The organism is Streptococcus sp. KHUD_012, from assembly GCF_052588255.1.
In genome coordinates, this window is sequence record NZ_CP159355.1 from 478806 (window position 1) to 501909 (window position 23104).

Annotated in this window: 19 protein-coding genes and 2 tRNA genes; 18 read left to right on the top strand and 3 right to left on the bottom strand. The window is 43.0% G+C overall.

Features of this window, described 5'->3' with window-relative positions; all coding sequences use genetic code 11:
- Window positions 1-131 precede the first annotated feature (131 nt).
- The 3 genes from ABVF55_RS02330 to rsmA all read left to right on the top strand — a co-directional run bounded on the left by ABVF55_RS02330 (window position 132) and on the right by rsmA (window position 3238).
- Entirely contained in the window at window positions 132-1541 is a 1410-nt protein-coding gene (locus ABVF55_RS02330; RefSeq protein WP_049471810.1) for an SseB family protein, read from the top strand.
- An 88-nt stretch (window positions 1542-1629) separates the two neighbouring features.
- A complete protein-coding gene (locus tag ABVF55_RS02335; RefSeq protein ID WP_049471809.1) occupies window positions 1630-2343 on the top strand; it encodes a hypothetical protein in 714 nt (237 codons plus the stop codon).
- A 19-nt stretch (window positions 2344-2362) separates the two neighbouring features.
- The gene (gene rsmA / locus ABVF55_RS02340; protein WP_313965069.1) at window positions 2363-3238 is read left to right on the top strand and encodes a 16S rRNA (adenine(1518)-N(6)/adenine(1519)-N(6))-dimethyltransferase RsmA; all 876 of its coding nucleotides are present in this window, start codon (window positions 2363-2365) and stop codon (window positions 3236-3238) included.
- A 45-nt stretch (window positions 3239-3283) separates the two neighbouring features.
- On the opposite strand, the gene ABVF55_RS02345 is transcribed toward rsmA, so the two are convergent.
- The 3 genes from ABVF55_RS02345 to ABVF55_RS02355 all read right to left on the bottom strand — a co-directional run bounded on the left by ABVF55_RS02345 (window position 3284) and on the right by ABVF55_RS02355 (window position 4472).
- Window positions 3284-3372, bottom strand: a tRNA-Ser gene (locus ABVF55_RS02345).
- Window positions 3373-3376: 4 nt separating this feature from the next.
- Window positions 3377-3459: transfer RNA gene (locus tag ABVF55_RS02350), tRNA-Leu, on the bottom strand.
- Between the two features lie 92 nt (window positions 3460-3551).
- A complete protein-coding gene (locus ABVF55_RS02355; protein ID WP_445285455.1) occupies window positions 3552-4472 on the bottom strand; it encodes a lysostaphin resistance A-like protein in 921 nt (306 codons plus the stop codon).
- Between the two features lie 307 nt (window positions 4473-4779).
- Here ABVF55_RS02355 and rsgA point away from each other — a divergent pair, with 307 nt between their 5' ends.
- The 15 genes from rsgA (at window position 4780) to ABVF55_RS02430 (ending at window position 23091) form a co-directional block, all read left to right on the top strand.
- Window positions 4780-5658, top strand: a complete 879-nt coding sequence (rsgA, locus tag ABVF55_RS02360; RefSeq protein WP_070590178.1) for a ribosome small subunit-dependent GTPase A — start codon at window positions 4780-4782, stop codon at window positions 5656-5658.
- A gap of 14 nt (window positions 5659-5672) precedes the next feature.
- Window positions 5673-6332 carry a ribulose-phosphate 3-epimerase gene (rpe, locus tag ABVF55_RS02365; RefSeq protein ID WP_320909690.1) on the top strand — a complete coding sequence of 220 codons (660 nt, stop codon included), beginning with the start codon at window positions 5673-5675 and terminating at the stop codon, window positions 6330-6332.
- A complete protein-coding gene (locus ABVF55_RS02370) occupies window positions 6325-6957 on the top strand; it encodes a thiamine diphosphokinase (protein WP_445285456.1) in 633 nt (210 codons plus the stop codon). Before rpe ends, ABVF55_RS02370 begins: the two co-directional genes overlap by 8 nt.
- A 1-nt stretch (window position 6958) precedes the next feature.
- A complete protein-coding gene (locus ABVF55_RS02375; protein ID WP_445285457.1) occupies window positions 6959-8209 on the top strand; it encodes a DNA recombination protein RmuC in 1251 nt (416 codons plus the stop codon).
- A complete protein-coding gene (locus tag ABVF55_RS02380) occupies window positions 8196-9140 on the top strand; it encodes a 3'-5' exoribonuclease YhaM family protein (protein WP_150906852.1) in 945 nt (314 codons plus the stop codon). Before ABVF55_RS02375 ends, ABVF55_RS02380 begins: the two co-directional genes overlap by 14 nt.
- A 135-nt stretch (window positions 9141-9275) precedes the next feature.
- Window positions 9276-10091, top strand: a complete 816-nt coding sequence (gene purR / locus ABVF55_RS02385; protein WP_037599408.1) for a pur operon repressor — start codon at window positions 9276-9278, stop codon at window positions 10089-10091.
- Window positions 10092-10114: 23 nt separating this feature from the next.
- Window positions 10115-10651 (top strand): hypothetical protein, encoded by a 537-nt coding sequence (locus ABVF55_RS02390; protein WP_023919222.1) that lies wholly within the window; start codon window positions 10115-10117, stop codon window positions 10649-10651.
- 205 nt (window positions 10652-10856) lie between these two features.
- Entirely contained in the window at window positions 10857-11270 is a 414-nt protein-coding gene (rpsL, locus tag ABVF55_RS02395; protein WP_003003125.1) for a 30S ribosomal protein S12, read from the top strand.
- A 19-nt stretch (window positions 11271-11289) separates the two neighbouring features.
- Entirely contained in the window at window positions 11290-11760 is a 471-nt protein-coding gene (gene rpsG, locus ABVF55_RS02400) for a 30S ribosomal protein S7 (protein ID WP_003003105.1), read from the top strand.
- 303 nt (window positions 11761-12063) lie between these two features.
- Window positions 12064-14145: an elongation factor G gene (gene fusA / locus ABVF55_RS02405; protein ID WP_003003071.1), complete on the top strand. Its 2082-nt coding sequence runs from the start codon at window positions 12064-12066 to the stop codon at window positions 14143-14145.
- Between the two features lie 279 nt (window positions 14146-14424).
- Window positions 14425-15435 (top strand): type I glyceraldehyde-3-phosphate dehydrogenase, encoded by a 1011-nt coding sequence (gene gap / locus ABVF55_RS02410; RefSeq protein ID WP_003003093.1) that lies wholly within the window; start codon window positions 14425-14427, stop codon window positions 15433-15435.
- 234 nt (window positions 15436-15669) lie between these two features.
- Window positions 15670-20460 (top strand): endo-beta-N-acetylglucosaminidase, encoded by a 4791-nt coding sequence (locus ABVF55_RS02415; protein WP_445285458.1) that lies wholly within the window; start codon window positions 15670-15672, stop codon window positions 20458-20460.
- A gap of 202 nt (window positions 20461-20662) precedes the next feature.
- Window positions 20663-21862, top strand: coding sequence for a phosphoglycerate kinase (locus tag ABVF55_RS02420; protein WP_003008876.1), 1200 nt, complete (start codon window positions 20663-20665; stop codon window positions 21860-21862).
- A gap of 268 nt (window positions 21863-22130) precedes the next feature.
- Window positions 22131-22664: an FUSC family protein gene (locus ABVF55_RS02425; protein ID WP_003008874.1), complete on the top strand. Its 534-nt coding sequence runs from the start codon at window positions 22131-22133 to the stop codon at window positions 22662-22664.
- A 67-nt stretch (window positions 22665-22731) separates the two neighbouring features.
- Complete coding sequence (locus ABVF55_RS02430) at window positions 22732-23091, top strand: MerR family transcriptional regulator (RefSeq protein WP_003008872.1); 360 nt, start codon at window positions 22732-22734, stop codon at window positions 23089-23091.
- The last annotated feature ends 13 nt before the right edge of the window (window positions 23092-23104 follow it).

The window sequence follows — 23104 nt, forward strand, 5'->3', positions numbered from 1 at the left end:
AAACTCCCCCAAAAGCAAGGGGAAGATGACGCAATAGAAGTAAGTATATACGGTTTAATCAGGCTTGGTTGCAAGCATTAGAAAAGTGACTCCATAGGATTTGTTATGAGTGTAGATAATGAGGATAATTTATGGGAATCTTCGATTTTTTAAAAAAGACAGAAACAACTGAAGCAACAAACAAAACAGTAGAGTCAATTGACAAAACATGCTTGGGAGTTCTAGAACTATTTCCGATAAAGGAGACGAATGAGTTATTGATTATTGGGAGCTTAGAGGGCGGACTCAAGGTTGGGGATTGTCTGCAATTTTGCAATCCCGATCAAGGTATGGACGCTCTTGGTTCTGTAGTCGTGAAAAAACTCATTAATCAAAATAAGGATGTAGATGTTCTCACGGATGAATCTCTAGCTCATTTGGTCATCGATATGGAAACTTCCTTGGTTAATCTTAAAAAGGGAAGTGTTCTCTATAGTTATGGTGTCGATGAGGAACAACGGCTATCAAGCTATACAGATGCTCTTTATAACGCGTTTGTAATTGTCCAAAAAGGTCAAATGTCCAATGAAGACTATCAAGCCGCTAGTCTTGATGATAGCATAGAAATATTGCGCCTCTTTTTATGGGAGTGCCGTCAAAATCAGAAAACTGAAAGTGAAGAAAGCTATCAAGCTAACACTCGAAAGCTAGAACGCCTAGCAGAAATCGTCAAGGACAAGTTGTTAGCAGCAGATTCGATTTACGCGGTCTTTTCAGAAAAAACGGGGGAAGCGTATCTTTTCTCAACGACCTATGATAAAGGTGAAGAGGGCTATCTCTGTTCAGACCCGATGATCATGCTATATACGCCGCGTTGGTATCACCAATTTAAGGAAACCATTGATCGTCGACCAAATTCAGTTGTGAAACTGATTGAAAATACAGCAGATAAAAAAGGAATTGAGAATTTTCTTGGGACAGCCTTTTACTTAAATGGAGCTTTGGGAGCAGCCTTTAATACCAAGGAAGTCAGCATTAGTGCTTCTGTTTTGGTTCAGAAACCAGATTTTTCGAACCTACCAGAGATACAAGTTCCTGTTATGAATCCTGATATTGTAAGATGGATGCTGTTGATGGGGCAGATGGATAAGCCTACAACAGATGACGAAGAAGTAATATATAAGCTCTATTATAAATTCTTCTCAGCAGCCATGCCAAAAGCCAAACTCCTCATTCCTTTAAATGCTACTTCGGGATTCCCCGATAAGAGTCAGGGAGCCAACTCCTTTGTATTGAAAGAAGACGCTAAGTTCAGCATCCCAGTCAGAGAAGGAAAAGATGGGCGCAATTCTGTGCCAGTATTTACTGATTGGAAACGTCTGCGAATGGTCTTTGATGAAAAGTGGAATGGCATGATTGAAGAAGCTGGTGGCATGATTGAAGGCTTTGACTATGCCATAAATCCAACGGAGTATTATGAAGCGGGTGCCTATGTTAGCCTAACAGCTTTTAAGGAAATGCAAAAGTTTAGTGAGGAACTAGAAGGCAGAGATAAAGATTAGAGAGTTTCTTTCATTGGGAAACTATATAGTTTTATCTACATCTTACCTGAACCACTACCCTTTTTCAAAGATTTTGAAAGGAAATGGAATGGCGAATAGAAGTTATATTTACTTAAAAAACGGAGATGAAGCTCGTATCTTAACAGAGGGAATTTACACGATACCTTATTTTTGGCAATTGTTTTGGGATGAAGAAGATTTAAAAGCTCCTATTGCTCTCTGGGAAACAGCAGAAGAACTTGAAGAAGATGAAGAACAAGCAGAAAGATTTTACCAAGAGCAGAATGTAGATATCTTGCTTCCTATTGAAAAATTCCAGCAAAACGCCCTCCAAAATCGGTCTTTTTTAGAAGAAAATGCTTCTCAGACCTTACAATTATATGATGCCTTTGTTCGTTATATTCTTGCAAACGTAAAAGATGGTGATGTGCTCGGATTTGATGTCTTAGATGTTGTTTTTATGGACCAAGTGTCTGTTGTTTCTGATAAACTGTTAAAAAATATACGAGCTATTCGGGAAAATCAACCCAAAGATTTAGATTTTTCTTTGACAGAAAAGAACTTAATTGGTCTTGCTATGGGCTTTCCTGATTATTATGCTTCAGAATTATTGCCAGAAGACAATATTCTAGATTCGGTTGCCTATCAGGATGAACTGAAGAAAATGAACCCCCAAGAAGATAAGAAAGCGATCGATATGACTGGAGCCGATTCACAAGGGAACAAGTCTCGTGTTCTTTTAGTGTTTTGGATTTTGTTGGCACTAGGAATTATGTGGGTTTTATATATTGTTTTTAGCTAATAAATAGAAAAGAGAATACATGAGAATTGCAGATTATAGCGTGACCAAGGCAGTGCTGGAGCGTCACGGATTTACCTTTAAAAAATCCTTCGGTCAAAACTTTTTGACCGATACCAACATCCTTCAAAAAATTGTGGATACGGCTGAGATTGATAAGCAGGTCAATGTCATCGAAATCGGTCCAGGAATTGGAGCTCTCACTGAGTTTTTGGCAGAAAATGCCGCAGAAGTCATGGCCTTTGAGATCGATGACCGCTTGGTTCCCATTTTGGCGGATACCTTGCGTGATTTTGACAATGTAACGGTTGTCAACCAAGACATCCTCAAGGTAGACCTCAACCAGTACATCGCAGAGTTTAAAAATCCAGACCTTCCGATCAAGGTGGTGGCTAACCTTCCTTACTACATTACGACTCCCATCCTCATGCACTTGATCGAATCTAAGATTCCTTTCCAAGAATTTGTGGTCATGATGCAAAAAGAGGTGGCAGACCGCATCTCAGCCGAGCCCAACACCAAGGCTTATGGTTCTTTATCCATTGCAGTCCAATACTATATGACTGCTAAGGTAGCTTTTATCGTGCCCCGCACCGTCTTTGTGCCAGCACCAAACGTCGACTCTGCCATTCTCAAGATGGTCCGTCGCGAAGAGCCAGCAGTAACCGTCAAGGATGAAGATTTCTTCTTCTCTGTCAGCAAGGCTAGCTTTGTCCACCGCCGGAAGACACTTTGGAACAACTTGACCAGTCGCTTTGGCAAGACCGAAGAAATCAAAGCCAAACTAGAAGCAGGAATCCAAGCTGCCGGCCTGCAACCTTCTGTACGAGGAGAAGCTCTTAGCTTAGAAGACTTCGCTCGCCTAGCAGATGGCCTTCTAGAAGCAGGAATAAAATAACAGAAAAGACATGAGCTTCGTAGCTCATGTCTTGTTTGTTGTAGAAGGAAAGGACGGGATTTGAACCCGCGCGTGAATAAAATCCACTTGCCGGATTTCGAGTCCGGTGCCGTACCGAGCTGGGCCACCTTTCCAAGATGCGGAGAAAGGGATTTGAACCCTCACGCCCGAAGGGGCACATGCGCCTGAAGCATGCGTGTCTGCCGTTCCACCACCTCCGCATAGTTCTATTATACACTTTTTAGGAAAAATGCCAAGGAAAAAAAGGAACAGGGGAGCGGTAGGGATGGCTCCTGTTCCTTTTATCCATAGATCATTTCAATGCCGCAGGATAGAGGCTCTCTTGCTCCTTGGAGGTATCTTTGAGGATAAAGATGGCCCATAAAAGAGCTAAGATGCAGACCACTAATCCCGGGATGCCCCCTTCAGGGCCAAATTCACCACCAGTGATCAAGGTGTGATTTGAAGTTGTGAAGTACATCAGGGATGATTCGCTGTCAAAGCCACTGACATGAAAACCATAGACATTTCCCATCAGGAAATTCCAGGCAAAGTGGAAGCCACAAGGTCCCCAAATATTCCCGCGTTTCAGGGCATAGACTGCTGTAAAGACCCCAAAGAAGAAGAGATGAACAGTAGAGAACCAAGAAGCACCGTTGTTATTCATATGGAAGTAGGAGAACATAGTAGCTGAGATCAGGATAGCTAGAAGGGCATTGGTATGGTAGGAGATAGTTGGAATCAACCAACCACGGATATAAATTTCTTCTGCCGCAGTTTGAAAAATATAGCCGACCAAGACCAAAATCCAGGATACAAGAAATGGCATACTAAATTGAATGCGATGGAATGTGGCATTTCCTGTGACTAAAAAGACGATCAAGACTGTTGTGATCATGATGCCTCCCACAAGGCAACCTTTGGCGAATTCAGAAAGCCCATTTCCTTTGGAAAATCCCATGGTTCGAATAGGCCGCTTTTCAATCAAGCGAACCCAAAGGAAGAAGGCGATGATGGTATAGAGGAAGGACCAAAGGTCAAGGATGTTCCACCAGTCTGGGATCCAGTGTTGCTTATTGAGAAAAAAGCTAGTCGATGCTGTGCTAACAGGGGACATGTACTCTGTGATGTAATACAGAATAAACGGAGCCAAAAACCAGGGTGTCAGAAATTTTCCCTTTTTGATATTGGCAATCAAGGGATTCTCTTCTTTAGAAAGAAAAGAAAGACTCATAAAGAACCTCCATCTAAAAACGTAGAACAAAGAAACAGCTTTCTTTGTACAGCAAGTAATCATTGAAACAAGGCGCTTCTTGATGTCACTTCCTTTCTGCGTTCTTGTTTCGAGCTTCCCACAAGCAACTTATTTATGAATGTTTTCACATTTATTATACCTAAATTAGGAAGCGGTTACAATACCCCTATCTTTATTATCCCTAAAAATTTTACTGAAACTAGTTCCAGATTTTTCTTATTGAGCAATCCAGCCTTATTTCTCATTTTTTGGTATAATAGGAGTATTAATCTCAAAGGAGTGCGATTTGCAAGGAACAATCGTCAAGGCCTTGGCTGGCTTTTACTACGTGGAGTCAGATGGTCACATTTACCAGACACGGGCTCGTGGAAATTTTAGAAAAAAAGGACAGACTCCTTATGTGGGGGATCAGGTGGAGTTCTCTGCTGAAGAGAATTCAGAAGGCTACATTTTGAGCATTGCGCCTCGAAAAAATAGCCTCGTGCGCCCTCCTATTGTCAATATTGATCAGGCGGTAGTGATCATGTCAGCTAAGGAACCGGATTTCAATGCCAATCTTTTAGACCGTTTTCTGGTTCTTTTGGAGCATAAGGGGATTCATCCCATTGTCTATATTTCAAAACTGGACTTATTAGAAGATATGGAAGACATCCACTACTACCAAGGAATCTACCAGGCTATTGGCTATGATTTTGTCTTGTCGATTGAGGAACTCTTGCCCCTTTTGACCAATCAAACCACGGTCTTTATGGGACAGACCGGTGTAGGAAAATCGACCTTGCTCAATAAAATCGCTCCGGATCTGGAGCTTGAAACGGGTGAGATTTCAGATAGTCTGGGGCGCGGTCGACACACGACCCGAGCTGTCAGCTTTTACCATTTAAATGGAGGAAAGATCGCAGATACGCCTGGCTTCTCCTCTCTCGATTATGAAGTGACAACCAGTGAAGACTTAAATCAAGCCTTCCCAGAGATCGCCGATGTGAGCCACTCTTGTAAATTTCGTACCTGTACCCACACGCATGAGCCCGCTTGTGCGGTGAAACCAGCCGTTGAAAGAGAGGAAATTGCATCTTTCCGTTATGAGGATTACTTGCAATTTCTAAGTGAGATTGAAAACCGTCGCGAAACCTATAAAAAAGTTTCGAAAAAAATGCCAAAATAGGAGACACTACAACGATGAAAACAATGAAATTAGCCCCCTCAATTTTGAGTGCCGATTATGCCAATTTTGAAAGTGAATTGAAACGCTTAGAAGCAGCAGGAGCTGACTATGCCCATATCGATGTCATGGATGGCCATTTTGTGCCTAATATCAGCTTTGGAGCTGGTGTCGTAGAGAGCATGCGTCCACATAGCAAGTTGGTCTTTGATTGCCACTTGATGGTCACCAATCCCGAACACCATATCGAAGAATTTGCCCGTGCAGGAGCAGATATCATCAGCATCCACGTAGAAGCGACTCCCCATATTCACGGAGCTCTTCAAAAAATTCGTCAAGCGGGTGTGAAGGCGAGTGTTGTGATCAATCCAGGAACTCCTGTAGACAGTATCAAACATGTCTTGAACTTGGTGGATCAAGTCTTGGTTATGACTGTTAATCCAGGATTCGGTGGCCAAGCCTTCTTGCCGGAAACCATGGACAAGGTGCGCGAATTAGCCGCTCTTCGTGAAGAAAAAGGTTTCGACTTTGATATCGAAGTGGATGGTGGAATTGATGGCCAAACTATTTCCCAAGCCAAAGAAGCTGGGGCCAATGTCTTTGTAGCAGGCTCTTATGTCTTTAATGGAGATGTTAATGAGCGCGTTCAAACGCTCCGAGATGCAGTAAATGGGTAACATCGCAATACTGGCGGGAGGTGACAGCACGCTCTTGCCAAAAGATCATGACGCTTATGTAGGCGTTGATGGTGGCTGTTTGAAGCTACTGGAACAAGGTCTGCCTTTAGATATAGCTGTGGGGGATTTCGATTCCGTCTCTGAGACCGATTTGCGCAAGATCCAAACCCAAGCCAAGCAAGTTGTTCAATCCGTCCCTGAAAAGAACGATACGGATTTGGAATTGGCCTTGAAAGCAGCCTTTGAGGCCTATCCAGAGGCTGCGGTCACTGTTTACGGTGCCTTTGGTGGTCGCTTGGATCACTTTTTGTCCAATATCTTTTTGCCGACCGATCCAGACCTAGCTCCCTACATGGAGCAGATCCAATTAGTCGATGGTCAAAATCGCTTGATCTACAGACCAGCAGGTTGCCATGAGATTCAGCCAGATCCAGCCATGTCTTATGTTGGTTTTATGCCTGTCGGACAAGGCCACCTAGAGATCACAGGAGCCAAGTATCCGCTCCATCAGGAGAATTATTTTTTGAAGGCCATGTATGGCTCCAATGAATTTTTGGATCAACCGATTCAAGTGAGTCTTGACCGTGGCTATCTTGTCATTGTTTATAGTAAAGACAGAGGTTAATATGAATATCATTCTGCTTCTGATTGGCCTGCTCAATCTGGGCCTCCTCATCTATCTCTTGCAACGGTCAGATGATACCAGACCGGCTTTACGAGAGATGCTGGAAGACCATGAGGATCATTTGACAGACCAGTTGGACTATCGTTTTGAAAAAGAAAGACAAGCAAGCCAGATTGCCAATCAGCAGTTAGAGATCGCTCTGACAGATCGTTTAACCGAGATGCGAGTGGAGATCCACCAGCAGACGACGGCTCTGCGCGCTGAGATGAACGAGCACTTTACTAAAAATCGGGACAAAACAGATGAGCGCATGCGCCAGATCCAAGAGTCCAATGAAGTGCGGCTAGAACAGATGCGCCAAACGGTAGAAGAAAAATTGGAGAAAACCTTGCAGCACCGCTTACAGACCTCCTTTGAGATGGTTTCAAAACAATTGGAGTCGGTCAACAAAGGGCTAGGAGAAATGCAGACGGTGGCGCGGGATGTCGGAACCCTTAATAAAGTTCTCTCCAATACCAAGACCCGTGGGATTATGGGCGAATTGCAGCTGGGTCAAATCATTGAAGATATCTTGACACCAGCCCAGTATGAGCGAGAATTTATCACTGTACCCCAGTCCAGTGAGCGCGTAGAGTACGCTATCAAGCTTCCGGGACAAGGAGAGGAACCAGTCTATTTACCAATTGACTCTAAGTTCCCTCTGGAAGACTACTATCGTCTGGAAGAAGCTTATGAATCAGGAGAGAAAGAGGAGATCGAGCGTTACCGCAAGGCCCTTCTTGCTAGTATCAAGCGTTTTGCCAAAGATATCCAACAAAAATACCTCTTTCCACCAGCGACAACGAATTTTGGAATTCTCTTTTTGCCAACCGAAGGCCTTTATTCGGAAGTCGTTCGCAATCCAGAATTCTTCGATCGCTTGCGTCGGGAAGAACAAATTTTAGTAGCTGGTCCAAGCACGCTATCTGCCCTTTTGAACTCCTTGTCTGTTGGCTTTAAAACGCTCAACATCCAAAAGAGTGCAGATGACATTAGTAAGGTGTTGGGATCGGTCAAATCAGAATTCCATAAGTTTGGAGGGATTCTCGCCAAGACCCAGCGTCATTTAAAGAATGCTTCCAATAATATTGATGATTTGCTAACCAGACGGACCAGTGCCATCGAGCGGACGCTCCGCCAAATCGAAAGCGATGAAGACCTGCTGGAACTAGATGTATATATAGAAGATGGAGAAGATGATGGTCAAAATTAACCAAATGAAAAAAGATGAATTGTTCGAAGGATTCTATTTGATCAAGTCAGCAGAAGTGCGTCAAACGCGGGCCGGGAAAAACTACCTCGCCTTTGTCTTCCAGGATGAGACCGGTACAATCGAAGGTAAACTATGGGATGCCCAACCTCACAATGTAGAGAGCTTTACAGCTGGGCGCGTGGTCCATATGGCTGGTCGTCGGGAGGTCTACAATAATACTCCGCAAGTTAATCAATTGAATATGCGCTTGCCACAAGCAGGAGAGCCCAACAATCCAGCAGACTTCAAGGAAAAACCACCAGTAGATCCCAAGGAATTGCATGAATACCTGTCAAACATGATTTTCAAAATTGAAAATCCAGTTTGGCAACGGATTGTCCGTGCCCTCTATGGGAAATATGAGAAAGAGTTTTATAGCTATCCAGCTGCTAAAACCAACCATCATGCCTTTGAAGCAGGTCTCGCTTATCATACAGCGACCATGGTCCGCTTGGCAGATAGTATCGGCGATATCTATCCTCAGTTGAATAAGAGCTTGCTCTTTGCAGGGATTATGTTACACGATTTGGCCAAAGTGATTGAGTTGACGGGACCTGAAAATACAGAATACACTGTTCGAGGCAACCTCATCGGCCACATTGCACTGATCGATGAAGAAATCACCAAGGTCTTGCAAGACTTGAAGATTGATGATCAAAAAGAAGAAGTGATCGTCCTTCGCCATGTGATCTTGAGTCACCATGGCTTGCTCGAATACGGTAGTCCCGTTCGTCCAAAAATCATGGAAGCAGAGATTATTCATATGATCGATAATTTGGATGCGGAAATGATGATGATGACAACAGCACTTGGCTTAATTGGTCCTGGCGAGATGACCAATAAAATCTTCGCTATGGAAAATCGTTCCTTCTATAAACCGAATCTCGACTAGTAAAAACAGAGATAAATACGGGAATGATTCTGCCAAAAATAAAATAATCAGGAAAAAACGGCCTTCTGTAAATCAGAATGTTCGTTTTTTTCGCTTCTTATGGTATAATGATAGAAAAAACTACATGGTGAGAAAATGAAATTAAGAAGAAGTGAACGGATGGTCGTAATTTCTAATTACTTGATCAACCATCCCTATGAATTGACTAGCCTCAATACGTTTGCGGAAAAGTATGAGTCTGCCAAGTCTTCCATCTCAGAAGATATCGTGATTATTAAGCGGGCTTTTGAAGAGATGGAAATCGGAAATATTGAGACCATTACAGGAGCTGGTGGAGGCGTGATCTTTACACCGTCTATCTCAGATCAAGAATCCAAAGAAATCGTTGAGGATCTTTGCAAGCAACTGTCTGAAAGTGATCGTATCCTTCCTGGTGGCTACATTTACTTGTCTGATCTTTTGAGCAATCCGAAGATTTTGAATCGGATCGGACGCATCATTGCCAAAGCCTTCCGAGATAAGAAGATTGATGCTGTCATGACCGTAGCGACCAAGGGAGTTCCACTAGCCAATGCAGTAGCTAATGTCTTGAATGTTCCATTCGTCATTGTCCGTCGTGATTTGAAAATCACAGAAGGGTCAACCGTTAGTGTCAACTATGTTTCAGGCTCAAGTGGGGATCGCATTGAGAAAATGTTCCTTTCAAAACGGAGCCTAAAAGCAGGAAGCCGGGTCTTGATTGTCGATGACTTCCTTAAAGGTGGCGGAACGATTAACGGGATGGTCAGCCTCTTGTCTGAATTTGATTCTGAATTAGCAGGAGTAGCTGTCTTTGCGGATAATGCTGCAACCGACCGTGAATTCTTTGAACACAAATCCTTATTGCGCGTTACCAACATCGATGTAAAAGAAAATAAATTGAGTGTCGAAGTTGGGAATATCTTTGATTAAGAGCAGCAAAGGAGGATCAAAAAGTGAAAAGAATTTTAGATCGATTTGATAATAGCCCTTTGTGGATTCGCTTGGTGACAGTTCTGTCTCTATCCTTTATATTGGTAGCTGGTTTGTATACCGTTAAAAAGAATACGGCTGCCCAGGTAACGACAGAAATTCAACCTGCTAAAAAAACAGGTTCCCTTCCAGTGAAAAAGGAAACAAAGGAAGAAAAAGAAAAGAAGGAAGAAAAGAAAAATACAGAAGCTGCTGAAAAAGCAGTCGTTCAAATGGAAACAACCCCAAGTCAAGATTCTGTGAACGCTGCCCAAGCTGCTGTGAAGAAAGTCAAAGATGCGACTCAAAAGCAATCGCTTGATGCCCGTATCCAATACATCGCTAACTATTATGGACTGACTTATGAGAGTGACACAGCGGCAACGCAGCAGACTCAAACAGACGCTAATGCCAACGCTGGAGTAGCTGAAGCCAATGCGACAGTTCAACCACAACAGCAACAACAGTATGCTCCGGCTGCAGATGCAGGGGCAGAAGTACCTGCTGAACCTGGTCAATAATGAACTTTTTCGACTTCTTTAAAAAATAAAAAAACATCTTGCAATCAAAGTGCCGTCATGTTATAATAATAGACGGTACTTTTTACTTTTGGTCTCTCAAGAGTGTACAGGGACGTGCTGACAAATGTTGCAAAAGTACACACAGATGGTAGCTGTCACCAAGTGTACCATCACCAAAAATAAAAAATTTCACAGGAGAATGTAGATGCCTACAATTAACCAATTGGTTCGCAAACCGCGTAAATCAAAAGTAGAAAAATCTAAATCACCAGCTTTGAACGTTGGTTACAACAGTCATAAAAAAGTTCAAACAAACGTTTCTTCACCACAAAAACGTGGTGTTGCAACTCGTGTTGGAACAATGACACCTAAAAAACCTAACTCTGCCCTTCGTAAATTTGCCCGTGTACGTTTGAGCAACTTGATCGAAGTAACTGCTTATATCCCAGGTATCGGACACAACTTGCAAGAACACAGCGTGGTTCTTCTTCGTGGTGGACGTGTAAAAGACCTTCCAGGGGTACGTTACCATATCGTCCGTGGAGCACTTGATACTGCAGGTGTAAACGATCGTAAACAAGGCCGTTCTAAATACGGTACTAAAAAACCAAAAGCATAAGGAAAGGGGATAAAGAAAAATGAGTCGTAAAAACCGTGCGCCTAAACGCGATGTATTGCCAGATCCGCTTTACAATTCACAATTAGTTACTCGTCTTATCAACCGCGTTATGCTTGATGGTAAACGTGGTACAGCTGCTTCAATCGTTTACGGAGCTTTCGAACAAATTAAAGAAGCTACTGGAAACGATGCTCTTGAAGTATTCGAAACAGCTATGGAAAACATCATGCCTGTACTTGAAGTACGTGCTCGCCGTGTCGGTGGTTCTAACTACCAAGTCCCAGTTGAAGTTCGTCCAGAACGTCGTACAACACTTGGACTTCGTTGGTTGGTAACAATCGCTCGTCAACGTGGTGAACACACAATGGTTGATCGTCTTGCAAAAGAAATCTTGGATGCAGCGAACAACACTGGTGCAGCTGTTAAGAAACGTGAAGATACTCACCGTATGGCTGAAGCTAACCGTGCATTCGCACACTTCCGCTGGTAAGATCATGATGCTAGGAACGGCAAGGATGCAAAGTGAAAATAGGAAACTGACGCAGTATTCGATGAATACAAGGAAGTTTATCTTTTTCACACAGCATCCCGTTCCGGCTCAAATCGGCTAACTAACTTTAGCCCGAGTTCAATTAAGCTTCGTCAGCTCTTGAACCCAATTCAACTCTTCTTACAAGTTGGAACCAAAACTTAGCATGAAAACACTGAGAACGGGTAGGTCCTGCCTATCCGTTTTTATTAAATCATGTTATAATAGAATATAGAAATAAAAAATATAGGAGAAACAAACCTCATGGCACGCGAATTTTCACTTGAAAAAACTCGTAATATCGGTATCATGGCTCACGTCGATGCTGGTAAAACAACTACAACTGAGCGTATCCTTTACTACACTGGTAAGATTCACAAAATCGGTGAAACTCACGAAGGTGCGTCACAAATGGACTGGATGGAGCAAGAACAAGAACGTGGTATCACTATCACATCTGCCGCTACAACAGCTCAATGGAAAGACACTCGTGTAAACATCATCGACACACCAGGACACGTGGACTTCACTATCGAAGTTCAACGTTCACTCCGCGTTTTGGACGGTGCTGTAACCGTTCTTGACTCACAATCAGGTGTTGAGCCTCAAACTGAAACAGTTTGGCGTCAAGCAACTGAATACGGAGTTCCACGTATCGTATTCGCTAACAAGATGGATAAAATCGGTGCTGACTTCCTTTACTCAGTAAGCACACTTCATGACCGTCTTCAAGCAAACGCTCACCCAATTCAATTGCCAATCGGTGCTGAAGATGACTTCCGCGGAATCATTGACTTGATTAAGATGAAAGCTGAAATCTATACTAACGACCTTGGTACAGATATCCTTGAAGAAGATATTCCAGCTGAATACCTTGAACAAGCTCAAGAATACCGTGAAAAATTGGTTGAAGCAGTTGCTGAAACTGATGAAGACTTGATGATGAAATACCTTGAAGGGGAAGAAATCACTAACGAAGAATTGAAAGCTGGTATCCGTAAAGCTACAATCAACGTTGAGTTCTACCCAGTACTTTGTGGTTCTGCCTTCAAGAACAAAGGGGTTCAATTGATGTTGGATGCGGTCCTTGACTACCTTCCAAGCCCACTTGATATCCCTGCAATCAAGGGTGTAAACCCAGATACAGACGAAGAAGAAGAACGTCCAGCATCTGATGAAGAGCCATTTGCAGCTCTTGCCTTCAAGATCATGACTGACCCATTCGTAGGTCGTTTGACATTCTTCCGTGTTTACTCAGGTGTCTTGAACTCAGGTTCATATGTATTGAACACTTCTAAAGGTAAACGTGAACGTATCGGACGTATCCTTCAAATGCATGCCAACACTCGTAAAGAAATCGAAACAGTTTACTCTGGGGATATCGCTGCTGCCGTTGGTTTGAAAGATACTACAACTGGTGACTCATTGACAGATGAAAAAGCAAAAATCATCCTTGAATCAATCGAAGTTCCAGAACCAGTTATCCAATTGATGGTTGAGCCTAAATCTAAAGCAGACCAAGACAAGATGGGTATCGCCCTTCAAAAATTGGCTGAAGAAGATCCAACATTCCGCGTTGAAACAAACCCTGAAACTGGTGAAACAGTTATCTCTGGTATGGGTGAGTTGCACTTGGATGTCCTTGTTGACCGTATGAAACGTGAATTCAAGGTTGAAGCTAACGTTGGTGCTCCTCAAGTATCTTACCGTGAAACATTCCGCGCTTCTACACAAGCACGTGGATTCTTCAAACGTCAATCTGGTGGTAAAGGTCAGTTTGGTGATGTTTGGATCGAATTTACTCCAAACGAAGAAGGTAAAGGATTCGAGTTCGAAAATGCTATCGTCGGTGGTGTGGTTCCACGTGAATTCATCCCTGCAGTAGAAAAAGGACTTCAAGAATCTATGGCAAACGGTGTTCTTGCTGGTTACCCAATGGTTGACGTGAAAGCTAAGCTTTACGATGGTTCATACCACGATGTCGACTCATCTGAAACTGCCTTCAAGATCGCTGCATCTCTTGCGCTTAAAGAAGCTGCTAAGACTGCACAACCAGCTATCCTTGAACCAATGATGCTTGTAACCATCACAGTTCCTGAAGAAAACCTTGGGGATGTTATGGGTCACGTAACTGCTCGTCGTGGACGTGTAGATGGTATGGAAGCACACGGTGCAAGCCAAATCGTTCGTGCTTATGTACCACTTGCTGAAATGTTCGGTTACGCTACTGTCCTTCGTTCTGCAACTCAAGGACGTGGTACTTTCATGATGGTATTTGACCACTACGAAGATGTACCAAAATCAGTACAAGAAGAAATCATTAAAAAAGCTAAAGGTGAAGCTTAATTTACCAATGCTTAAAAACTCTTCCCACTTTGGGAAGAGTTTTTCTTTGTTCCAAAAGTGAGTACAAGTAAAATAGCGCTTTTCCTATCGATCAAGACTTTGTGAAAAACTTTAATAAAAGAGGTGGTGATCTATGATAAATCTTGCTTTTCGTTGGGAAATAGTTGCTTTTTAATGCAATAAAGTATATAATAGAGACTGTTAAAAGATGTTTGGCGCTGTGTCAAGTTACTCTTTTCACAAAAAATTTTTTTGATTTTCATAAGGAGGAAATCACGAATGGTAGTTAAAGTTGGTATTAACGGTTTCGGTCGTATCGGACGTCTTGCTTTCCGTCGTATCCAAAACGTAGAAGGTGTTGAAGTTACACGCATCAACGACCTTACAGATCCAGTTATGCTTGCACACTTGTTGAAATACGATACAACTCAAGGTCGTTTCGACGGTACTGTGGAAGTTAAAGAAGGTGGATTCGAAGTTAACGGTAAATTCGTTAAAGTTTCTGCTGAACGCGATCCAGAACAAATCGACTGGGCTAACGACGGTGTAGAAATCGTTCTTGAAGCAACTGGTTTCTTTGCTACTAAAGCAGCTGCTGAAAAACACTTGCATGCTGGTGGTGCTAAGAAAGTTGTTATCACTGCTCCTGGTGGATCAGATGTTAAAACAGTCGTATTTAACACTAACCACGATATTCTTGATGGTACTGAAACAGTTATCTCAGGTGCTTCATGTACTACAAACTGCTTGGCTCCAATGGCTAAAGCTCTTCAAGATAACTTCGGTGTTGTTGAAGGATTGATGACTACTATCCACGCTTACACTGGTGACCAAATGATCCTTGACGGTCCACACCGTAAAGGTGACCTTCGTCGTGCACGCGCTGGTGCTGCTAACATCGTTCCTAACTCAACTGGTGCTGCTAAAGCAATCGGTTTGGTTATCCCTGAATTGAACGGTAAATTGGACGGAGCTGCACAACGTGTTCCTGTTCCAACTGGATCAGTTACTGAATTGGTAGTTGTTCTTGACAAGAACGTTACTGTTGATGAAGTGAACGCAGCTATGAAAGCAGCTTCAAACGAATCATACGGTTACACTGAAGATCCAATCGTTTCTTCAGACGTTGTAGGTATGTCTTACGGATCATTGTTTGACGCAACTCAAACTAAAGTTATTGACGTTGACGGTAAACAATTGGTTAAAGTTGTTTCATGGTATGACAACGAAATGTCTTACACTGCACAACTTGTTCGTACTCTTGAATACTTCGCAAAAATTGCTAAATAATTCATGTGTATGATGAGAGGAGGGAAACCTCCTCTTTTTTTGTACTTTTTTTAGGGCTTTCTCATCATATTATAGGAATTGCCAAAATAGATTGACAGTGCTAAATAGATTAGGGTATCCTATTCTTGATTGGAGATTTCTAATACAAGAAAATGAAAGCGATTACAGGTCGTAGAGAAAGGAGCCAATGGAAATCGCTCAAGAAAAAGAAAAATACCATACAAGGAGGTCAAGATGAAGGGTCATCTATTTGAAAAGAAAGAACGATTTAGTATACGAAAATTCAGTGTGGGAGTTTGTTCCGCATTGATTGGGTTAGCATTTTTAGGAACAGGTGCTGTCTCTGCAGATGAGACGGTTTCTACTAGTGAACAACCCTTGGAAAGCTCTTCAGCAACGACCGATGATGTCAATCATTTGGTGAGAGAAGCTGGCGTCTATACTGCAGATGCGGCACTTCCTACGGCTGATCCTGCAAAACCGGCCACAGAAGCGGTCACTCCAGAGGCTAGTCCTACAAGTACAGAAGCTAGCTCGACGACTACAGATCATCCAGCTGTTTCAGAGACTGAAAAACCGAAAGCTGCTGCAGAAAAAGTGGCTGATTTACCAACCAATGAAGAAAAACAATTAAGACCCAAAGAAGTTAAGTTCGATACCTGGGACGATCTCTTGAAGTGGGAACCAGGAAAACGAGTGGATGACGATATGAACAGAGCAAGCGTCCCACTTGCGAGTCGTTTTCAAGGAAAACAAATTAATGAACAAGCCAACCCTGAAGCGAAGATCCAAGCACTGTCAAATATGAACTCCAAAGCAAAGGATCATGCGTCTGTCGGCGGGGAAGAGTTTAAAGCCTATGCTTTTGATTACTGGCAATATTTGGACTCCATGGTCTTTTGGGAAGGACTGGTTCCATCAGCAGATGTGATCGATGCTGCCCACCGAAATGGGGTTCCTATTTATGGAACACTCTTTTATAACTGGTCTAGCAGCATCAAGGATCAAGAACATTTTGCAGAAACCTTGAAAGAAGATAGGGAAGGGTCTAAGACCTTCCCGATCGCGCGTAAATTAGTCGAACTTGCCAAGTACTATGGCTTTGATGGTTACTTTATCAACCAAGAAACAACCGGAAATCTTGTAGAACCATTGGGTCCAAAATTGAGAGATTTTCTTCTTTATACCAAGGAATATGCGAAAAGTCTGAACTATCCGATTAAGTATTCCTGGTATGATGCTATGACCTATGAATATGGCCGTTACCATGAGAATGCGCTGGGAGAATACAACTACAATTTCATGCAGCCAGAAAATGGGGAAAATCCAGTTGATACCTTCTTTGCTAACTTTAACTGGGGCAAATCAGAAGTGGATTATTCCATCAGTACAGCTAAATGGATTCATCGGAATCCTTATGATGTTCTAGCTGGACTCGAGCTCCAAAAAGGAGGCTCTTATAAGACTAATGTAGACTGGAATGCCATTTTAGATGAACATGGCAAGTTGCGTCTATCTCTTGGTCTTTATGCACCTGATACCATTACAGGGCTAGGAAAGACTGGAGAAGGTTACCATACCCATGAAGATCTATTCTGGACAGGTTTCCAAGGAGATCCGACTAAAGGAAAACCAGCAGACCAATCTTGGTACGGTATGTCCAATCTAGTAGTGGACAAAACTCCTATTACAAGTGAAAATTTCAATACTTCCTTCAATACTGGACACGGAAAACACTGGTTTGTGGATGGCAAGATTTCTAAAGAAGGGGAGTGGAACTACCGTTCTGTTTCTGGCTACCTTCCAACATGGCGTTGGTGGGTAGAGCATAGTGAGGATAGTGTGCCATTGAAAGGTCGTTATGATTTTGATCAAGCCTACAATGGAGGAAATTCTCTAGCCTTTGAAGGAGATTTAAAAGCCAATAGCAGTCAAAATGTCATGCTCTATTCGACCAAGATTCCTGTGACAGAAACGACAAAATTGAGCGTCAGTCATAAAGGTGGGATCGGAGCAGCTGCCTGGGTAGCTGTTGCCACCAAAGAAGACTACTCTGAATACGAATGGAAAGAATTGACACCGAGTGCAGATTGGTCTACTCAAACCTTTGATTTGGGAAGTTTGGCTGGCAAGACCATTTATGCTGTGAAGATGTTCTTTGACCATGATACGGATGTTAAAGACTACAAATTTAATCTCGGCCAATTGTCGATTACGTCGAACCAAGAGAAACCAGCGACTCCAGCAGAAGTATCCGTTCGGGCAAAACGCCTACAAAATGCGCAAGAAGCAGAAGCAGTCCTCAATTTTAAAGGGGTAGCAGATGCGGATTATTATGAAGTCTATGAAAAAGATGGCGATAACTGGCGTCTCTTAACAGGGTCTTCTGCGACAACCGTCTATCTACCAAAAGTTAGCCGTTCAGCAAGTGCTGAAGGAACCACTCAGGAACTCAAGGTTGTGGCAGTTGGAAAGAATGGTCAACGTTCGGATGCGGGAACTGTAGCCTTTGATTGGGGCATGACCGTGTCAGATACCAGTCTACCAAAAGCTTTAGCGCCAAACGTAGTCATTGGAGCCAAAGTGATCGGTTCGAGCTTCCCAGATGCGGATGGTAGTGAAGGCATTGAAGGTATGTTAAATGGGACCATTACCAGTCTTTCAGATAAATGGTCTTCTGCTCAATTGAGTGGAACCGTCGATATTCGCTTGACACAACCACGGACCATTGTTCGTTGGGTCATGGACCATGCCGGTGCGGGTGGAGAATCTGTCGACGATGGCAAGATGAATACCCGTGACTTTGATCTCTACTACAAGGATGAAGCGGGTGAGTGGAAGCTCGCTAAGGAAGTTCGTGGCAATAAAGCCCATGTGTCCGACATTACACTCGACCATCCAATCAAGGCTCAAGAATGGCGTCTCCATGTCATTACGGCAGATAACGGAACCCCATGGCAAGCCATCCGGATTTACAACTGGAAGATGTATGAAAGTCTGGATACGGAAACGGTCAACATCCCAATGAAACATGCTGCAGCGCAAAACTTAGGCAATCATTTTGTCCAAGTCGGCTTCAAAGATGTTCCGGCCAATACTACACTGACTCTTTATGCTGATAAAGAAGCGACCAGTCCAATTGCGACCATGACAGCCGATCAAGCTGGAAATCTCATCTTTAAACCGCTCGCTTTTGAATCAACCCCATCTCTTCTCTACTACCGTGCGCAAGAACCTGGCAAAGATATCAGTAATGTTCTAGCGATCGAAGTTCCAAAGAATGATAAAGAAATTGCGGGACTTCAATTTGAAGATGGTTTGACCAAGAAGGTCTACCGGGAAGGGGATGCTCTTTCCTTGAAAGGAGCAACACTCCGTGTTCATTATAAAGATGGCCAAGCAGATCAACTGGTCAACCTCACCAACTCAGGTGTAGAGATTCATGGATTTGATAGTAGCAAGTTGGGAGAACAACACCTAGAAGTTTCTTACCTTGGTCAGAAATTGGATAAGACTCTCACTGTTTTTGTAGTCAGTGCAGAGGAAGCAGGTGAAAAAGCAGTTGCTGGTCTAGAATTGACCGACAAACCAAAAGTGGAATATATTGTCGGAGAAGCATTGGAGAAAGATGGCGGACGCTTTACAGTTGTCTTTGATGATGAAACAACCGAAACGCACGCCTTGACAGATGAAGGTGTGGAAGTGACTGGCTTTGATACGACTAAGGAAGGTCGCCAAACCATCACTGTCCATTACAAAGGAGCCAGCACAAGCTTTGATGTCCTCGTGAATCCAAAACCAGCTCTCAACGATGAATACCTCAAGCAAAAATTGGCTGAAGCTGAAGCTGCAAAAGCCAAAGTAGACTTTACATTTGCCACTCCAGAAGTCAAAGAAGCCCTGCTGGCTGGAATGGCTGCTTCTGAAAAAGTCTTGAAAGAGCATGATACCAGCACACAAGATCAAGTCAATGAGCAGTTGAACCAATTGACCGCTCTCTTGAAAGCCTTGGATGGTCAAGCCAATCTAACAAAAGAAAAAGAAGCTCTCTCTGCCCTAACAACAGAAGCGACTGCTCTATTAGCAAGCAAGCCAAATCACCCTTCTGGTGAGGCTTTGCAGGCACTGGTTGAGAAAAATAAAGAGCTCCTAGCTTCTTCAGAGCTCACTCCTGAAGCGCTTGAAACAGCTAAGACAGGTCTAGAGACCTTGATTGCGCTCCAGAAAGAAGATAAGCCAGCGGTCTTTGTAGACCCTGCGACTGGAGTCGAAGTTCAATTCTCCAACTTAGAGCCAACCGTTGTCAAAGGACTAAAAGTCGCAAAAGTTGAAGCCAATCAGGCAGAAAAAGAAGAGCTGAAGGGTCGAGAAGGAATCGTCTTTGATATTGAAGGCGTGGATGCCAGCGGTCAAGATATTGATACCCACCATCCATCCCTTGTGAAAATCCCTGTGGATAAGGATAAAGAAGTGGAGCAAGTCCTCTTCTTCCCTGAAGGTCAAGCTCCTCAATCCTTGGCCTTTGAGAGAGTTGGAGATGTGGTCATCTTTACCGCTCCTCACTTTACCCACTATGCGATTGTCTATAAGCCAGCCAAAACGGAAGGACCAGACCAACCGATCCAACCAGAGGAACCGGCTAAACCAGATCAGCCTGTTCAACCAGTTCAACCAAATCAGCCAGTCCAACCAGCTGCCCCAGTGACTTCGGATCCAGCTAATCCATTGAAGCCTACAGAGTCTTCTCAAGTGGATCAGTTGGCCCCAACGACTTCTACTCAAGCGGGTCATCAGGAGGAAGAACACAAGGATATGGTCGATCAAGAGATCCATCAGTTGTTAAGTGCCCACCAAGGAGCGAACTCACAGCCAACAGTTCAGCAAGGAACAAAAGATGCCAGCAAAGAAAGTCAATCGGAACACTTGCCAAATACGGCAAGCCTAGAAGCTTCCTTTGCAGCTGAAGCTGTTCTCCTAGCAGCCTTAGGCGGCTTCCTCTTGGCTGGTAAGAAGAAGGAAGAGTAAGTCTTTTACAGGATTCTTTCGTTCACTTAAAAAGTCACTCTCAAAAAACCTCTCTGGTGAAAACCAGAGAGGTTTGATCTTGTATCTAGAAGTGTCGTTCGGATCCTGTCAATTAGAGGGGAAAAGCATTGGATTTTTCTACCTCTTTTACAGCTTTTGTGATATAATTATCATGTATTAAAAAAAGAAGGAGTCATATCTAATGGCAAAATTGACTGTTAAAGACGTTGACTTGAAAGGGAAAAAAGTTCTCGTTCGTGTTGACTTCAACGTTCCTGTAAAAGATGGCGTGATCACTAACGATAACCGTATCACTGCAGCTCTTCCAACTATCAAGTACATCCTTGAACAAGGTGGACGTGCAATCCTCTTCTCTCACCTTGGACGTGTAAAAGAAGAAGCAGATAAAGAAGGTAAATCACTTGCTCCTGTAGCTGCTGACTTGGCTGCTAAATTGGGTCAAGAAGTGAAATTTATCCCAGGTGTTACACGTGGTGCTGAATTGGAAGCTGCTGTTAACGCTCTTGAAGATGGACAAGTTCTCTTGGTTGAAAACACTCGTTTCGAAGATGTTGATGGCAAGAAAGAATCTAAAAACGATCCTGAACTTGGTAAATACTGGGCATCACTTGGAGATGGTATTTTCGTAAACGATGCATTTGGTACTGCTCACCGTGCACACGCATCTAACGTTGGTATCTCTGCAAACGTTGATAAAGCTGTTGCTGGATTCCTTCTTGAAAACGAAATTGCTTACATCAAAGAAGCAGTTGAAGCTCCAGAACGTCCATTCGTAGCCATCCTTGGTGGATCTAAAGTATCTGACAAGATCGGTGTTATCGAAAACTTGCTTGAAAAAGCTGATAAAGTTCTTATCGGTGGTGGGATGACTTACACATTCTACAAAGCACAAGGTATCGAAATCGGTAACTCACTTGTAGAAGAAGACAAATTGGATGTGGCGAAAGCTCTTCTTGAAAAATCAAACGGCAAATTGATCTTGCCAGTTGACTCAAAAGAAGCGAACGCATTTGCTGACTACACTGAAGTGAAAGACACTGAAGGTGAAGCAGTAGATCCAGGATTCCTTGGTTTGGATATCGGTCCTAAATCAATCGCTAAATTCGACCAAGAATTGACTGGTGCGAAAACAGTTGTATGGAACGGACCTATGGGTGTATTTGAAAACCCTGACTTCCAAGCTGGTACAATCGGTGTGATGGACGCTATCGTGAAACAACCAGGCGTTAAATCAATCATCGGTGGTGGTGACTCAGCTGCTGCAGCAATCAACCTTGGACGTGCAGATAAATTCTCATGGATCTCTACTGGTGGTGGTGCTTCTATGGAACTTCTTGAAGGTAAAGAACTTCCAGGATTGGCTGCACTTACAGACAAATAATCTAAATAAAATGAAAGAGGCTGGGACAAAAGTCCTAGCCTCTCAATTATTTTTGGATTGTCGAGCAAGACGCAGTGGTTGGGTGGGCTCTACTACGCTGATTTCATCAGCTTTTACAGCCCTACTCAATTGTGCGGAGGTGGGACGACGAAATCGAATTCTAACGAATTACCGATTTCTGTCCCACTCTCTTTTTTCTTTCTATTGATAACTGTTCTCTCCTTTCTGAAAATATGGTAGAATAATAGAAATAGAAAGATAGGTGACCATGGATTACTTTAAACGACACAAATTTGATTGGTCCAAATTCCGTTTGGGGATGAGAACCTTTAAAACAGGGATTGCCGTTTTTATTGTACTACTTATTTTTGGAATATTTGGCTGGCGAGGCCTTCAGATCGGGACTTTGACAGCTGTTTTTAGTTTGAGGGAAGACTTTGATAAGAGTGTCCATTTCGGGGCTTCGCGTGTCATGGGTAACAGTATCGGAGGTTTTTATGCCGTATTGTTCTTCCTTTTAAAAACGCTCTTTCATGGGGCGTATTGGGTGACTCTGATTTTTGTACCCATTGCGACCATGTTAACCATTATGACAAATGTCGCTATGAATAACAAAGCAGGAATTATCGGAGGAGTTTCGGCAATGCTGATCATTACCCTCTCGATTCCTAACGGAGAAACCTTCTTGTATGTTTTTGCCCGAATATTTGAGACCTTTATTGGCGTTTTCGTTGCGATTTTGGTCAATTCGGATGTGGATCGCATTCGCGATTTTCTCAAGAAACACAAAAAACCTATGTAAGATTATATAACATTTAATCTTGACATAGATTTTTTTTTCGATATAATAGAATAGAAAGAGGAATGGTATGAAGGAAAAGGAATTACGACGCTCGCTGGCAGTCTTTCCGATTGGAAGTGTTATGAAGCTGACCGACTTGACAGCTCGCCAGATTCGTTATTATGAAGATCAGGGCTTGATTTCTCCTGATCGGACAGAAGGCAATCGCCGCATGTATTCGTTGGACGATATGGACCGCCTGCTTGAGATCAAAGATTATATCTCAGATGGCTTCAATATTGCGGATATTAAGAAGAAATATGCGGAAAAAGAGCAAGAGCAAACCAAGGTTGTCAGTCAAGAAGAGATCCGTAAGGCTCTTCATCGTGACATTCTTCAGCAAAGTCGCTTCACATCTTCCCCATCGCCATATGGTCAATTTCGTTGATCATTTCATAAGC